The 13,406-nt window shown below is 39.7% G+C and carries 18 protein-coding genes; 16 read left to right on the forward strand and 2 right to left on the reverse strand.

The window, feature by feature from the left end; translation table 11 throughout:
* Positions 1-36 precede the first annotated feature (36 nt).
* The 3 genes from splB to IHV12_RS16095 all read left to right on the forward strand — a co-directional run bounded on the left by splB (position 37) and on the right by IHV12_RS16095 (position 2,732).
* Positions 37-1,074, forward strand: coding sequence for a spore photoproduct lyase (gene splB, locus IHV12_RS16085; RefSeq protein WP_197131013.1), 1,038 nt, complete (start codon positions 37-39; stop codon positions 1,072-1,074).
* A 111-nt stretch (positions 1,075-1,185) separates the two neighbouring features.
* Positions 1,186-1,602, forward strand: coding sequence for a transcriptional regulator MntR (gene mntR, locus IHV12_RS16090; protein ID WP_197131213.1), 417 nt, complete (start codon positions 1,186-1,188; stop codon positions 1,600-1,602).
* 200 nt (positions 1,603-1,802) lie between these two features.
* On the forward strand, positions 1,803-2,732 hold the full coding sequence (locus tag IHV12_RS16095; protein ID WP_197191496.1) for a patatin-like phospholipase family protein: 930 nt from the start codon (positions 1,803-1,805) through the stop codon (positions 2,730-2,732).
* Positions 2,733-2,735: 3 nt separating this feature from the next.
* Here IHV12_RS16095 and IHV12_RS16100 read toward each other — a convergent pair whose 3' ends face one another.
* Both IHV12_RS16100 and IHV12_RS16105 read right to left on the reverse strand, forming a co-directional pair.
* On the reverse strand, positions 2,736-3,110 hold the full coding sequence (locus tag IHV12_RS16100) for an SA1362 family protein (RefSeq protein WP_197131009.1): 375 nt from the start codon (positions 3,108-3,110) through the stop codon (positions 2,736-2,738).
* A gap of 19 nt (positions 3,111-3,129) precedes the next feature.
* Positions 3,130-4,074, reverse strand: coding sequence for a DUF1385 domain-containing protein (locus IHV12_RS16105; RefSeq protein ID WP_197131007.1), 945 nt, complete (start codon positions 4,072-4,074; stop codon positions 3,130-3,132).
* 187 nt (positions 4,075-4,261) lie between these two features.
* Here IHV12_RS16105 and IHV12_RS16110 point away from each other — a divergent pair, with 187 nt between their 5' ends.
* The 13 genes from IHV12_RS16110 (at position 4,262) to accB (ending at position 13,394) form a co-directional block, all read left to right on the forward strand.
* Positions 4,262-4,777, forward strand: a complete 516-nt coding sequence (locus tag IHV12_RS16110; RefSeq protein ID WP_197191497.1) for a YqhR family membrane protein — start codon at positions 4,262-4,264, stop codon at positions 4,775-4,777.
* A 77-nt stretch (positions 4,778-4,854) separates the two neighbouring features.
* On the forward strand, positions 4,855-5,307 hold the full coding sequence (gene aroQ, locus IHV12_RS16115; protein ID WP_197191498.1) for a type II 3-dehydroquinate dehydratase: 453 nt from the start codon (positions 4,855-4,857) through the stop codon (positions 5,305-5,307).
* Positions 5,304-6,377 carry a M24 family metallopeptidase gene (locus IHV12_RS16120; RefSeq protein WP_197131000.1) on the forward strand — a complete coding sequence of 358 codons (1,074 nt, stop codon included), beginning with the start codon at positions 5,304-5,306 and terminating at the stop codon, positions 6,375-6,377. Before aroQ ends, IHV12_RS16120 begins: the two co-directional genes overlap by 4 nt.
* A gap of 22 nt (positions 6,378-6,399) precedes the next feature.
* Positions 6,400-6,957, forward strand: a complete 558-nt coding sequence (gene efp, locus IHV12_RS16125) for an elongation factor P (protein ID WP_197130997.1) — start codon at positions 6,400-6,402, stop codon at positions 6,955-6,957.
* A 556-nt stretch (positions 6,958-7,513) separates the two neighbouring features.
* On the forward strand, positions 7,514-8,443 hold the full coding sequence (gene spoIIIAA, locus IHV12_RS16130; RefSeq protein ID WP_197191499.1) for a stage III sporulation protein AA: 930 nt from the start codon (positions 7,514-7,516) through the stop codon (positions 8,441-8,443).
* Positions 8,440-8,955, forward strand: coding sequence for a stage III sporulation protein SpoIIIAB (gene spoIIIAB, locus IHV12_RS16135; protein ID WP_231619559.1), 516 nt, complete (start codon positions 8,440-8,442; stop codon positions 8,953-8,955). The genes spoIIIAA and spoIIIAB overlap by 4 nt, the downstream gene beginning before the upstream one ends.
* A gap of 16 nt (positions 8,956-8,971) precedes the next feature.
* The gene (gene spoIIIAC / locus IHV12_RS16140) at positions 8,972-9,178 is read left to right on the forward strand and encodes a stage III sporulation protein AC (protein WP_066290831.1); all 207 of its coding nucleotides are present in this window, start codon (positions 8,972-8,974) and stop codon (positions 9,176-9,178) included.
* 13 nt (positions 9,179-9,191) lie between these two features.
* Positions 9,192-9,581: a stage III sporulation protein AD gene (gene spoIIIAD / locus IHV12_RS16145; protein ID WP_066396033.1), complete on the forward strand. Its 390-nt coding sequence runs from the start codon at positions 9,192-9,194 to the stop codon at positions 9,579-9,581.
* 17 nt (positions 9,582-9,598) lie between these two features.
* Positions 9,599-10,783, forward strand: coding sequence for a stage III sporulation protein AE (spoIIIAE, locus tag IHV12_RS16150; protein ID WP_197130991.1), 1,185 nt, complete (start codon positions 9,599-9,601; stop codon positions 10,781-10,783).
* A gap of 10 nt (positions 10,784-10,793) precedes the next feature.
* Positions 10,794-11,420 (forward strand): stage III sporulation protein AF, encoded by a 627-nt coding sequence (gene spoIIIAF / locus IHV12_RS16155; protein ID WP_197191500.1) that lies wholly within the window; start codon positions 10,794-10,796, stop codon positions 11,418-11,420.
* On the forward strand, positions 11,417-12,058 hold the full coding sequence (spoIIIAG, locus tag IHV12_RS16160) for a stage III sporulation protein AG (RefSeq protein ID WP_197191501.1): 642 nt from the start codon (positions 11,417-11,419) through the stop codon (positions 12,056-12,058). Before spoIIIAF ends, spoIIIAG begins: the two co-directional genes overlap by 4 nt.
* Before the next feature lie 4 nt (positions 12,059-12,062).
* Positions 12,063-12,575: a SpoIIIAH-like family protein gene (locus IHV12_RS16165; protein WP_191753866.1), complete on the forward strand. Its 513-nt coding sequence runs from the start codon at positions 12,063-12,065 to the stop codon at positions 12,573-12,575.
* Between the two features lie 315 nt (positions 12,576-12,890).
* The gene (gene accB / locus IHV12_RS16170; protein WP_191753867.1) at positions 12,891-13,394 is read left to right on the forward strand and encodes an acetyl-CoA carboxylase biotin carboxyl carrier protein; all 504 of its coding nucleotides are present in this window, start codon (positions 12,891-12,893) and stop codon (positions 13,392-13,394) included.
* Positions 13,395-13,406: the final 12 nt, after the last annotated feature.

Genomic DNA, 13,406 nt, shown 5'->3' on the forward strand with positions numbered 1-13,406 from the left:
CCATCATTTGTGAAAAAAATTGTGGGGTGTATGACTATGGCTGGTGCCAATAAACCGTTTATGCCGCAGTTGATCTATTTCGAACCGCGTGCACTAGAGTATCCGTTAGGTAAAGAACTGTACGATCGTTTTAGTAAGCTAGAAGTTGAGATCAGAGAAACAACATCACATAACCAAATTCGTGATCTGCCAGGAGACAATGATTTTCAGAAATATAGAACAGCAAAATCAACGCTCGTTGTAGGTATCAGAAAAACGTTGAAGTTTGATACATCTAAACCATCTGCAGAATACGCGATTCCTCTTGCAACGGGATGTATGGGACATTGTCATTATTGTTATCTACAAACTACACTTGGCAGTAAGCCGTATCTACGAACTTATGTGAATACGGATGAGATCTTTGCTCAGGCTGAAAAGTATATGCAAGAACGAGCGCCTGAGATCACGCGATTCGAAGCTTCATGTACATCCGATATTGTAGGCATCGATCATCTTACTCATAATTTGAAAAGAGCGATTGAATTTTTTGGTGCCACAGATCTAGGAAGACTTCGTTTTACAACGAAGTATCATCACGTGGACCACTTACTTGATGCAAAACACCAGGGTAGGACGCGTTTCCGTTTTAGCGTAAATTCACATTATGTGATTAAGAATTTCGAACTTGGAACAAGTCCGCTTGAGGAGCGTATCAACGCTGCTATAAAAGTTGCAGAAGCAGGGTATCCATTAGGATTTATTGTGGCACCTCTTTATCTTCATAAAGATTGGGAAGAAGGCTATAAAGAACTCTTTGATATTCTAGAAGCGAAAATTCCAAAGCACCTTACGAACGATCTTACGTTTGAGCTGATTCAGCACCGTTTTACGAAACCTGCAAAACGCGTTATTGAAAAAAACTATCCGAAATCGAAGCTTGAGATGAATGAAGAAGAAAGAAAATATAAGTGGGGAAGATATGGAATTGGAAAATATGTTTATCAAGATGATCAGGCGACAAGACTGCGTGAAACGGTAGAAAATTATATTCATACGATGTTTCCGCAAGCGAAGATTGAATATTTTACTTGATAAAATGCAGTGGCACCTTCCCTTGTCACGCTTACCATTCTATAGTATCCTTTTTATAGAGACCAAGCTGGTTTAGTATAGGGAGTGAACAATTTGCCGCCAACCCCAAGTATGGAAGATTATATAGAACGCATCTATGCCCTAATTGAAGAGAAAGGCTATGCCAGGGTATCAGATCTTGCTGAGAACCTAGAAGTGCATCCCTCTTCAGTAACCAAGATGATTCAAAAACTCGACAAAGGCAAGTACGTCGTTTATGAAAAATACAGAGGCTTCGTTCTAACACCGAACGGAAAAAAACTCGGAAAACGTTTAGTTTACAGACATGAGTTACTTGAAGAATTCTTAAAAGTTATTGGGGTCGACCAAGAGAACATCTACCAGGATGTTGAGGGTATTGAACATCATTTAAGTTGGAACGCTATTGATCGAATTGGAGATCTTGTTCAGTTTTTTGAAGAAGACGATAAAAGGGTAAAGTCATTAAGAGAAGTTCAAGCAAAGAATGAAGAACAAGAACAATCATAAATTTTTATGGTTGTTTTTTATTTTGGATTTTGTTGGTGTGGGCTAGCAAGTATGCTGAAACAAGTGGACAGTATTTTTGTGGGAAGTGGACAGTAAATCGAATCTTTTAACCTACAAAGGTATGACAAAAGACTTTATTTTGAAGAATCGGTTATAAAGGACATCTTCTGCTGATTAGGATAGTAGTGGAGGAGATGTTTATGCGAATTGATGGTGTGTTTTCAGGTGGAGGCATCAAGGCGCTTTCGTTGATTGGTGCTGTTGAAGCAGCTGAGAATCGTGGCCTCACTTTTGAAAGGGTAGCTGGGACAAGTGCAGGAGCATTGATGGCTGCTTTGATCAAGGCAGGCTATACGGCGGGCGAAATGAAAGATATTATTGATAAATTAGACTTTAGAAAATTTCTTGATACAAGTAAAACAATTGTGCCTGTACCTTTTATGAACTGGTTGAAGCTTTATTGGAAACTTGGTCTTTTTAAGGGAGATTATTTGGAGAACTGGGTAGCTTCTCTATTAGCCGCACGGGGAATTGTTACGTTTGCTGATATTCCATATGGCAGTCTTAAGATTATTGCATCTGATATTTCTCGAGGAAGGCTGATTGTACTGCCAGATGATCTCGAGGAATACGGATTATTGCCAGAGCGCTTTCCGGTGGCACGAGCGGTTAGGATGAGTTGCAGTCTGCCTTATTTCTTTTACCCGATCAAACTTTTTAATCGTGTTGGGCAAAAGAGTTTTATTGTTGATGGAGGGGTTTTGAGTAACTTTCCGATGTGGCTTTTTCAAAGAAAAGATAGGGTGCCCGTTCGGCCGGTGTTAGGATTTCAATTGAGTTCGTACCTCAATGATCATATTCCAACTCACAATGTAAAAAATGCAGTTCAGCTATTTAAAGCGTTGTTTGAAACGATGATGCAAGCGCATGATAACCGATACATTGATTCTCACGATGCACGAGATATTATCTTTATGCCCGTAAAGCATGTATCCGTCATCGATTTTCAATTATCATCAGAAGCGAAGAATGAACTTTATACATTTGGTCATGATCGTGCTGAACAATTTTTACAAAACTGGATTGCGAGTAAGAGGTATCCAAATCCAGCATATAAAAATCGAGCCTAACCCTTAAAAGGAGGCTCGATTTTTTTTCTTGTTCTTTTTCCCTTCAATCACGGTTAAGTGATGTTCACGTGTTTTCTTTCTCTGAGCGGAACTCTTTGCAGTCTTTTTGCTCGGAAACAACGGAGAGGCAGCCTTCGCCGGCTTCTGATTCGTGCCATAGCGTTTTTGAGATTGCTTGACTGCTTTTCTATACTTGCCGTTTACACCCGATGAGGTTCTGCGAAAGATAAAGTAAAACACGGCGACCACTGCTGCTCCGATCAGAATGGTTGTAAATAATTGGCGAGGTGAAGTGACTAGTTGATAAAGAATTCCGACAACAGCCAGTGAAATAACAAACCAAATGATAGGATGCAATCTTCTATTATTCTGTTGCAACAGGTTCACCTCCTTATGATTAAACGATTCTACTTGCGTTTAGTTCACTTTCATAGGATGCGTCACGACGTAACATTTCATTAAAAGAAATTATAGAAACTTCGATTTGTTTTTCATCAGGTTCTTTCGTAGTTAAGAGTTGAAGCCATAAGCCTGGATAACCTAGATAACGAAGAACAGGAACATCTCTTAGTTTATTTGTTAACTGTAATACTTCAAAAGATACCCCTAAAACCACAGGAATAAGCGCAAGTCTGCATAAAATTCTTAGCCACAGCGGATCTGATGGAAAGAAATAATAGATAAACATACCAACGATCACGGTAAATAGAATAAAACTGCTTCCGCAACGGTAATGCAGCCGCGAATGCTTCTTAACATTTTCAACCGTAAGCTCGTCTCCCGCTTCGTATGTGTTGATTACCTTATGTTCAGCTCCGTGATACATGAATACCCTCTTGATCGCTGGTGTTAAAGAAACAAAATAGATGTAGCTTAACAAAAAGATAAACTTGAACAGACCTTCTAACAGATTCTGACCAAGGTGCCCAGGCACGATAAAACGAAAAGCTTCTGCTAAAAAAACAGGTACGAGCGTAAAAACAAATTTTCCGAAAAGAAAAGATAAGACACCGATAATGGCTAAAGAAAAGAAAAAAGCGAATTTAGACGGCTTTTCTTCTTCCTCTTTTTCTTCTTCACCGGGATTAACACCAAATCGCTCAGCTGAAAAATTTAAATGCTGTGTACCGTTCATACTTGCTTCAATAATGGCTATGAATCCTCTTAAGAAAGGAATCTTCTTTAATTTTGATAGTACTGGAGAAGGTTTTTTCTTAAGTTCGAAATACTCGATCGTATCATCATTTCTCCGAATTGCCGTTACATATGTGTGCTTTCCGGCAAACATAACCCCTTCTAATACGGCCTGGCCGCCGTAAGCGGGCTTTTTCTCTTTTGTCATGTTGAACCCCCAGCCTAAAGTTTTGTAGGTACTTTCTATTCTACAGGAAAGCGGGATATTCCTCCACAAAGGATGATTGTATTTTTCCCATTTTATACATGTTTTACACGGAATATGATTGGTTGGAGTGTGAGAAGTTTGGGCAGTGGTTTTGTGGACATACTAGTAGTGTTGGAGGTGGTCGTTAATGAGCGATTCAAAACTAGAACAAAATAAACAAGAATCTCAATCTTCATTCATGAGCAGAGTCGTTGGTGTTGGCTTCTTTGGAGGCTTGATCTGGGCTTCTTTCGGATTTATCGCCTACTACTTAAATTTCTCAAAAGTTGGTCCTGCCCTTGTTTTAGTCCCTTGGGCACTTGGTAAGTGGAAAACCGAGTGGATAGGTCAACTAATCAGTATTTTGATCATAGCTTTACTTTCGATTTTAGTTGCCATTGCATATCGCTATGCGTTTGCTAAGATCAAATCCATGTGGGCTGGCATCCTCTTCGGTGTTGCGCTTTGGGGGATTGTCTTTTTCTTGCTTCATCCGATTTTTCCAGGATTGGAACCTATGAACACGGTGGGTAAGAATACGATAACAACGACGCTGTGCATCTATATATTATATGGCGTTTTTGTAGGATACTCGATCTCGTTTGAATACAGTGAACGTCATGGCCAATCCCAGGGAAACAAGGAATCTACACAAAGTTCGTAACTATTCAAATGATCAGACGCTATGATAGAATGTTTTATGAACATTCTATTTTTTTATGCAAAGGCTAGGTGTTTCAGGTGAAAAACAGAAACTTTCTTGTTATAAACGGACCGAACTTAAACAGATTGGGAAAACGGGAGCCTGGCATATATGGCGCGCATACATTGGAAGATCTAGAGGGGGAACTTGTTTCTTTATCGAAAGAACTGCTTCTGGATATCTCGTTTAAACAGAGCAATACTGAAGGAGATATCATTGATATCATTCACAGAGCTGAAGGTGAGTTTAGCGGAATCGTTCTAAACGCAGGTGCCTATACTCATTATAGTTATGCAATCAGAGACGCAATTGCCAGTGTGGATGTACCCGTAATCGAAGTCCATTTATCAAATGTTCATGCTCGAGAGGAATTTCGACGTGAATCTGTTATTGCTCCAGTTACGATTGGACAGATTTCAGGGTTTGGTTTTGATAGCTATAAATTAGCACTACAAGTTTTTCATAATCAACTTAAAGGGGATACGTTATGAATCGTGTAGAACGAGCAAGGCGTTTATTCGATACGTTTGATATTGATGCACTATTAGTTACATCTTCTTCAAATCGATTTTATCTAAGTGGTTTCAAAGGAAGTTCAGGCGTGCTTTTGATCACGAAAGACGAAGCGATTTTAGTAACTGATTTCAGATATAAGACTCAAGCAGCAGAACAAGCAGAAGGTTATCGTGTTGTGATGCACACGGATCCGATTCCGCAAGAGGTTGCAAAGTTAACGAAGGAGCTTTCAATTTCTAAGCTAGGTTTCGAGCAAGACCATGTTACATACTCTACATATCGTACATATGAGAAACAATTAGATGACAATACGACTGAACTTGTTCCAGTATCTGGTCTTGTGGAAAAGTTGCGCTTGATTAAGGATGAATCAGAGATTAAGATAGTAAAGGATGCAGCATCTATTGCCGATGCCGCTTTTTCACATATTATCGAGTATATTCGCCCGGGACTTACGGAGCGGGAAGTATCAAACGAACTAGAATTCTTCATGAGAAAAAATGGAGCCATCTCTTCATCGTTTGATATTATTGTGGCTTCAGGCTACCGTTCAGCCCTACCACATGGTGTTGCCTCAGATAAGAAGATTGAAACGGGTGAATTAGTGACCTTGGATTTTGGAGCATACTACAAAGGTTATTGTTCGGATATCACTCGTACGGTAGCCATCGGAAATGTTTCTGACGAGCTAAAAGAGATCTACCAAGTCGTATATGATGCACAGATGCTAGGTATGAAAGGCATTAAACCAGGAATGACAGGTAAGGATGCAGACGCGTTAACACGTGATTACATCGCTTCAAAAGGTTATGGTGAATACTTCGGACATTCTACAGGACATGGAATTGGTTTAGACGTACATGAAGGTCCGGCTCTATCTATGAAGTCTGACACGATTCTTGAACCGGGAATGCTTGTTACAGTAGAACCAGGTATTTATATCTCAGGACTAGGCGGAGTTCGGATTGAAGACGATGCACTCATAACAAAAGATGGCAATGAATCACTTACCTACTCTACTAAAACCCTTTTAACGTTAAGTTAAGGTATTTCAGGAGGATAAAAACATGATTTCAGTAAATGATTTTAAAACAGGATTAACGATTGAGGTTGACAACGGAATCTGGCAAGTTCTTGAGTTCCAACACGTAAAGCCAGGAAAAGGTGCGGCATTTGTTCGCTCTAAACTTCGTAACCTTCGCACAGGTGGTATCCAGGAAAAAACATTCCGCGGTGGAGAAAAAGTAGCAAAAGCTCATATCGAGAACCGTAAGATGCAATACCTATATGCATCAGGAGATACTCACACGTTCATGGATAACGAATCTTATGAGCAAATTGAACTTCAAGCTTCTCAAATCGAATACGAGTTGAAGTACTTGCTTGAAAACATGACCGTTCAGATCATGACTTACCAAGGTGAGACGATTGGTGTTGAACTTCCAAACACAGTTGAATTAGTAGTAGCAGAGACTGAGCCTGGTATTAAAGGAGACACAGCTTCTGGTGGAACTAAGCCAGCGACGCTTGAAACAGGTTTGATCGTGCAAGTTCCTTTCTTCGTAAACCAAGGGGACAAGCTGATCATCGATACAAGAAATGCAGCTTACGTTTCTCGTGCATAGTCTATGATATTGAAACCTCATTCCATTCTGGAGTGAGGTTTTTTTTATGTGATAAGCAGTTTGCAGGTGTGATGTAGTATGCAACGAACTGGTTAAAAAGTTTGATCGGGTTGAGGGTATTTGCCATCTGTTAATCGTCGGATCATGTAGACTCGCGTATATATGGCAAAAACTCGTGGAATCAATCACAAAACTCGTGGAATCAGGTCCAAAATTTCTGGAATGTATACAAGTATTTTAAGGACTTTTATTAAAAATACTCCCCTCCGTATTAGCCGAAACACCGTTTTTAGCGTAAGGAGCTCACTGAGTTGGTTCGCTGCATTAAAAACAGCAATAATCTGATTGGAATAGCTAAATATCATCAATAACACTGCCTCTCATTGAAAAGTTTCACTATAAATAATAAAGAATGGATTCCTCAGTAATATTTACTAACAATCTATCAAAAGCACCCTCTACCTCTCCTCCTAATCTTAAGCCTACCTTTATTGGCATAAAGCTTACATGTCTGCCATACGTTTATAGTACTAGCCTCTTAAAGGAGAAATCGGTCATGGAGACGATCTTTAGACTTTTTCCAGATAAACTACAGCATACGCTAAGAAAACTGCCACCATGTGTCCTTCAATCTGTTGAAGAGATCAGGGTTCGAATTGGACAACCGATGGAAATCCTTTGTTCCGGTAAACCAATCTATCCGACTGAGGGCCCAATAACGGCAGAAGAATCACAAGTATTGCTCAACAGGTTAAGTCAGCACTCTCTCTACGCGCTTGAAGAGGAGCTAAAAAGAGGTTATATCACAATCTCAGGCGGTCATCGTGTAGGACTAGCAGGGAAAGTGATCACTGAACATGGATTCGTAAAAGCCATTAAAGATATTAGTTCGTTTAACGTGAGAGTTGCAAGAGAGAAGATTGGAATCGCAGAACCGTTAATTTCATATCTCTACCAAAAAAAATGGCTCAATACTTTGCTGATCGGTCCGCCGCAAACCGGGAAAACCACTTTATTAAGAGATATTGCGAGACTTGTTAGTTGTGGCGTTCAGCAAAAAAATATCCCTTCTTTTAAAGTGGGAATTGTGGATGAGCGTTCTGAAATAGCGGGTGCTATAAAAGGTGTTCCTCAGCATACCTTTGGAAGGCGTGTAGATGTTCTTGATGCATGTCCGAAAGCAGAAGGGATGATGATGCTCATCCGTTCGATGAGTCCTCAAGTAATGATCGTTGATGAAATCGGACGAAAAGAAGACGGTGAAGCGATTTTAGAAGCGATGCATGCGGGTGTTCAAATGATTTTTACCGCACATGGAAGCTCTATAGAAGATGCGCTGAAACGACCTGTGATGAAACCTTTAGGAGATCTTTCTTTGTTTGAAAGGTATGTAATTTTGAGCCGTGATAAAGGACCGGGAACCATTCAGAGAATCTATGACGGAGCATTAAACGTGATCTACAGATCATCTGGTGGTGCAGCATGATGAGTTGGATCGGTGCGATCGCTATTCTTTCAGCCACAACGATCTTTGGTTTTGAATGGGCAAAGCGGGTAAGAGAACGGCCAAAGAAGTTAAGAGAATTAAAAGTAACGCTACAAGCCTTGGAGGCCGAGATCATGTACGGATCTACTCCTCTTCATGAGGCGTTTTTGCATATTGGAAGGCCATTAAAAGAACCATTGTCCACTTTTTTTCTCACCATATCAGACCGTTTAGCAGAAGGCGAGCTATCGGTGCAAGAAGCCTGGGATCTTCAGTTAGCTGTTCTGGCCAAGGAAACCTCTTTTAAGATGGGTGAGATCGAAGTGCTTCGCCAATTTGGCGCAACGCTTGGCAGGCATGACAAAGAGCATCAGCAGAAGCAGATTCAGTTGACGTTAGCTCACCTTAATCGTGAAGAAAAAGAAGCAAGAGACATACAAGAACGTTATGAAAAAATGTGTAAAAGTCTTGGGGTATTAATGGGACTTTTAATCGTTATTCTCTTAATGTAACAAGGAGGTTTCACAAATGGGATTGGATGTAAACGCAGTGTTTCAGATTGCGGGGCTTGGCATAATCGTTGCGATGCTTCATACCGTTTTAAAGATGATCGGAAAAGAGGACTATGCTCACTGGGTCACTCTTTTAGGTTTTGTTGTTGCCCTTTTTATGGTCATCACTCTTTTAGATGATTTATTTCAGAAGGTAAAAGGCGTCTTTTTGTTTCAGAATTAAGGAGGGGGCCAGATTGGAAATTATCCAAATTGTTGGTTTTGGGCTAGTTGCTGCTTTCTTAGCCTTAGTCCTTAAAGAACAAAAAGCGAATTTTGCTTTTTTGGTCACACTCATGGTTGGAGCAGGAATCTTTTTATTCTTGATCGATAAGATCGGACAAATTCTTACGATGCTTCAACGACTCGCCATAAACGCTAACGTAAACATGGTCTATGTTGAAACGTTATTAAAGATAATAGGCATTGCTTATATTGCTGAGTTTGGAGCACAGATCACACGAGATGCGGGGCAGGGAGCGATAGCATCTAAGATTGAACTAGGTGGCAAGATACTGATTCTCGTGATGGCGATACCTATTCTAACAGTAATTATTGAAACCGTTCTGACGCTTATACCGAAATAAGAAAGCAGGTTATAAAGATGCAGAAAGTGATGGTGCGGACAAGTCTACTTCTACTCATAATCTTTTCCTTCATCCTATTTGGCCCCATAGAATCCGCATCAGCGAGCTCGATCACTTCAAAAATAGTAGATCAACAAGTATCCTCCATGCAGCTAGATGAAATCAAACAATATTGGGATAGCATCTCCCGTGAATACGGAGGATTCTTGCCAGAAAGCCAAAAAGGAACCTTCCTTGAATTTGTAAAAGGAGAAAAAGATTTTTCTATAAAAGGCTACATGATCGGACTTTTAAAGTTTATGTTTCATGAACTTGCTGTTCACGGGAAACTGCTTGGAACCTTAATTTTGCTAACTGTTTTCAGCATGTTGCTGCAATCCATCCAGAACGCTTTTGATCGATCTGCTATTTCAAAAGTGGCATATGGAATTATTTATATGGTCTTAATCATTTTAGCTTTAAACAGTTTTCATGTTGCGATCTCTTATGCAACAGAAGCGATCGATAACATGTTAAGTTTCATGATTGCACTCATACCCCTACTTCTCGCCTTGATGGCAACTGTGGGAAGCATCGCTTCAGTCGCGTTTTTTCATCCGGTCATCTTGTTTTTAGTAAATACAAGCGGACTTTTGATCAAAAATTTTGTATTGCCGCTTCTTTTTTTATCTGCACTATTAAGCATCGTTTCAACGATGTCAGAGCATCACAAAGTCACGCAGTTAGCTAAGCTGTTAAGAAATATCAGCATGGGTGCACTCGCCTTTTTTTTCACTGTTTTCCTAGGTGTAATGAGTGTTCAAGGTGCAACAGCAGCAGTAGCAGATGGAATAACGATCAAGACAGCAAAATTTGTAACAGGGAATTTTATTCCGGTTGTAGGCCGTATGTTTACAGATGCGACAGATACTGTCATGAGCGCTTCCATCTTACTAAAGAACTCAGTTGGCATAATCGGGGCATTATTATTACTTCTGTTAGCTATATTTCCTGCCATCAAAGTTTTAATTCTAGCTTTTATATATAGCATGGCTGCAGCCCTTCTTCAGCCTTTAGGAGGTGGGCCGATCGTTGAATCATTAGGCATCATCGGTAAGAGCGTCATGTTTATCTTTGCTGCCCTTATGACTGTGTCTATTATGTTCTTTCTAGCTATAACGATAATAATCGCAGCCGGAAACGTTACGCTGATGGTTCGATAGGAGGGGAAGCATGGCATTCTTAACGGAGTGGATAACCAATATTATCATTCTTGTACTATTAGCCGGAGTCATCGAGCTGTTGTTACCTGGCAATCAATTTCAAAATTATATCAAGATGGTTGTAGGTTTGCTCATACTGCTTGCTATGCTCTCTCCACTGTTCAAACTAATAAATTCAGATCTGGATCAAGTGTTTCTCGCCATGGATCTACCAGCTGCAGCGAAAGAAGACGAAATAAAAAATTCGATAGAAGAGAATAAAAGTGAAATACAATCCGCTCAACGTGCATATATATTAGAGCAAATGGCTGTCCCAATGAAAAAACAAGTTCAAGAGGAGTTGAAACAGACTTATGAGTTAGAGATTGTCGATCTTCAAATTCGAACGGAAATGGGTAAACAGCCGTTGGAGCCTGAAGATATAAGGGGTGCCAAAGTGGTGCTAGCCAAGTATCACGACCAAGCTGAAATCTCTGAAGTATCAGAAGTGGATGTGAGTGTTTCTGATCCAGAGAGAAAAGAATCTCTCACACAACCAGTTTCTAACGAAGTCATCCAGTTCTTAGCTAGTCAGTGGCAGCTGGATGCAGACAAAGTTGATGTACATTTGGAAGGGGGAGAGGAGTTATCCCAATGAAACGTTCATTTTGGGAACAGATAAAAAAACGGCTGCAGCTGAGTGATAAAGCAGGGAATAAACAAAAGTACTTACTTGTCTTACTTCTATTGGGAATTTCTCTTATGTTTATTAGCAAGATGATAGACTCCCCTGCTCAAAAAAGTACATTAAACGGGCTAGTGCCAGAAACGAAGGTTAAATCCGAGGCGGTTTTTAAACAAGCTAAAGAAGTAACAGACAAAAATATCAAAACGTATGAAGACCTTTATTCTAACGAACTGAAAGATCTATTAGAACAGATGCAAGGAGTTGGCAAAGTTTCCGTCATGGTAGAACTTTCTACAACTGAGAGAAAAGAGTTCGTTACAGATGATAGCACACAGAGCCAGACTACATCGGAAAATGATAAAAATGGCGGTAAGAGAACGATAGAAGATCAAAAGATAGATGAAAAAGTAGTAATTATCTCAAATGACGGCAGAGAAGAGCCGATCATTGTCACTACAGAAAAACCAAAGATAAAAGGTGTGGCTATATTGGCGCAAGGTGCAGAGAACATCCAGACAAAGTCTATGATCATAGAGCTGGTTAAAAAAGTTTTTGATATAGGTAGTGATCAAATTTTTGTAGGACCAAAAAATCCTGAGGGGGAATAAACAAATGTTATTGAAAAAACAAACTGTTTGGCTTCTGACTATGCTTAGCTTAATCATTGTGTTGTCTGTGTATTATATTACAGCACCTGGTGGAACGGATGATCTTGCTTATTTGGAGGCAGGAAAGAAGTCTGGTAAAGAAGCGACTGTGTCAGGTGTTGCAAACGACGATGTGTTTACTGCCCTTCGCCTAGAGCGAGATGAAGTTCGTGATGAGATGAGTGCTGATTATGTAGCCGTTGCTGGTTCTGAGGACGCTTCAGCTGAGGTTCAAGCTGATGCTTGGGCAAAGATGACAGAGCTTCAATCACTTACTATGCAAGAATCAACAGTAGAAACATTGATCAAATCGATGGGATTCAATGATGCTTTAGTGAGCACGATGAACAATGAGATCAAAGTGATCGTAAAAGCTGATAAACTATCGAAAAAAGAAGTTGTTGAGATTATGAATGTTGCAAACGAACACCTTGGTAGCGGGAAAACAGTAGCGGTTGAATATCATGCGTCCAAATAAATAAGCTTAAAAGAGTAAGAAAGCCGGAAATTCCGGCTTTTTTCTTTTTGCGGTTTCATGATATATTGGATAGAAACTTATAGCGTCATTCAAGTTTGCATTTCTTTTTGACGGGAAATGATAGAAAAAAGTGAAGAGTAACCGTAAACGCTTACAATGTAAGGTGTAATCGTGTACTATTAACTTGAAAAATGATTCTAATGTATCCACGAAAAAAGAAATGTGGTATATTACATGTGTTAAGACCTAGTCACAATAGAAGGTGCTAAATAAAAAAATCTAAACTGGATAGGATTGTTAAAAGGAGTAGAGATCATGCTAAAAATACAAGAAATTCGTGAATTGATTAAACTTATTGACAAATCAAGCATCAATGAATTCAAATACGAAAATGATGGTTCTAAGATTGTTCTTAAAAAGGACAGTGGATCAGTAGTTTCTTATGGAGCAGAAGAAGTTGTTTCTCAGCCCGTAGTCACTCAAGCGCCACCTGTAAAAGAACAGGCTCCAGCAGCTGAAACAGTTAAGGAAAATACAGAAGTTAAACAAGAAACAAAACAGGCAGACGAAGATGCTAACTTACATAAGGTAGTTTCTCCTATGGTAGGAACGTTCTATTCTGCTTCATCTCCAGATGTAGAAGCCTTTGTTAAGCCGGGAGATAAAGTTTCAAAAGATAGCATCGTTTGTATTATCGAAGCGATGAAATTATTTAACGAGATTGAATCTGAAGTGAATGGTGAAATCGTAAAAGTACTAGTTGAGAACGGACAATTAGTAGAATACGGACAACCTCTGTTCCTTGTGAAAGCAGAATAGGAGGGTATGTCT

This window comes from Fictibacillus sp. 7GRE50 (assembly GCF_015903875.1).
Lineage (GTDB): Bacteria > Bacillota > Bacilli > Bacillales > Fictibacillaceae > Fictibacillus > Fictibacillus phosphorivorans.

What these genes read in the sequence shown, in the direction of transcription:
- splB (WP_197131013.1), top strand. Translation starts at nt 37, where the DNA reads ATGGCTGGTGCCAATAAACCGTTTATGCCGCAGTTGATCTATTTCGAA.
- accB (WP_191753867.1), top strand. Translation starts at nt 12,891, where the DNA reads ATGCTAAAAATACAAGAAATTCGTGAATTGATTAAACTTATTGACAAA.
- mntR (WP_197131213.1), top strand. Translation starts at nt 1,186, where the DNA reads ATGGAAGATTATATAGAACGCATCTATGCCCTAATTGAAGAGAAAGGC.
- IHV12_RS16120 (WP_197131000.1), top strand. Translation starts at nt 5,304, where the DNA reads ATGAATCGTGTAGAACGAGCAAGGCGTTTATTCGATACGTTTGATATT.
- spoIIIAC (WP_066290831.1), top strand. Translation starts at nt 8,972, where the DNA reads ATGGGATTGGATGTAAACGCAGTGTTTCAGATTGCGGGGCTTGGCATA.
- IHV12_RS16110 (WP_197191497.1), top strand. Translation starts at nt 4,262, where the DNA reads ATGAGCGATTCAAAACTAGAACAAAATAAACAAGAATCTCAATCTTCA.
- spoIIIAG (WP_197191501.1), top strand. Translation starts at nt 11,417, where the DNA reads ATGAAACGTTCATTTTGGGAACAGATAAAAAAACGGCTGCAGCTGAGT.
- spoIIIAB (WP_231619559.1), top strand. Translation starts at nt 8,440, where the DNA reads ATGATGAGTTGGATCGGTGCGATCGCTATTCTTTCAGCCACAACGATC.
- efp (WP_197130997.1), top strand. Translation starts at nt 6,400, where the DNA reads ATGATTTCAGTAAATGATTTTAAAACAGGATTAACGATTGAGGTTGAC.
- IHV12_RS16165 (WP_191753866.1), top strand. Translation starts at nt 12,063, where the DNA reads ATGTTATTGAAAAAACAAACTGTTTGGCTTCTGACTATGCTTAGCTTA.
- spoIIIAE (WP_197130991.1), top strand. Translation starts at nt 9,599, where the DNA reads ATGCAGAAAGTGATGGTGCGGACAAGTCTACTTCTACTCATAATCTTT.
- spoIIIAA (WP_197191499.1), top strand. Translation starts at nt 7,514, where the DNA reads ATGGAGACGATCTTTAGACTTTTTCCAGATAAACTACAGCATACGCTA.
- spoIIIAF (WP_197191500.1), top strand. Translation starts at nt 10,794, where the DNA reads ATGGCATTCTTAACGGAGTGGATAACCAATATTATCATTCTTGTACTA.
- IHV12_RS16105 (WP_197131007.1), bottom strand. Translation starts at nt 4,074, where the DNA reads ATGACAAAAGAGAAAAAGCCCGCTTACGGCGGCCAGGCCGTATTAGAA.
- IHV12_RS16095 (WP_197191496.1), top strand. Translation starts at nt 1,803, where the DNA reads ATGCGAATTGATGGTGTGTTTTCAGGTGGAGGCATCAAGGCGCTTTCG.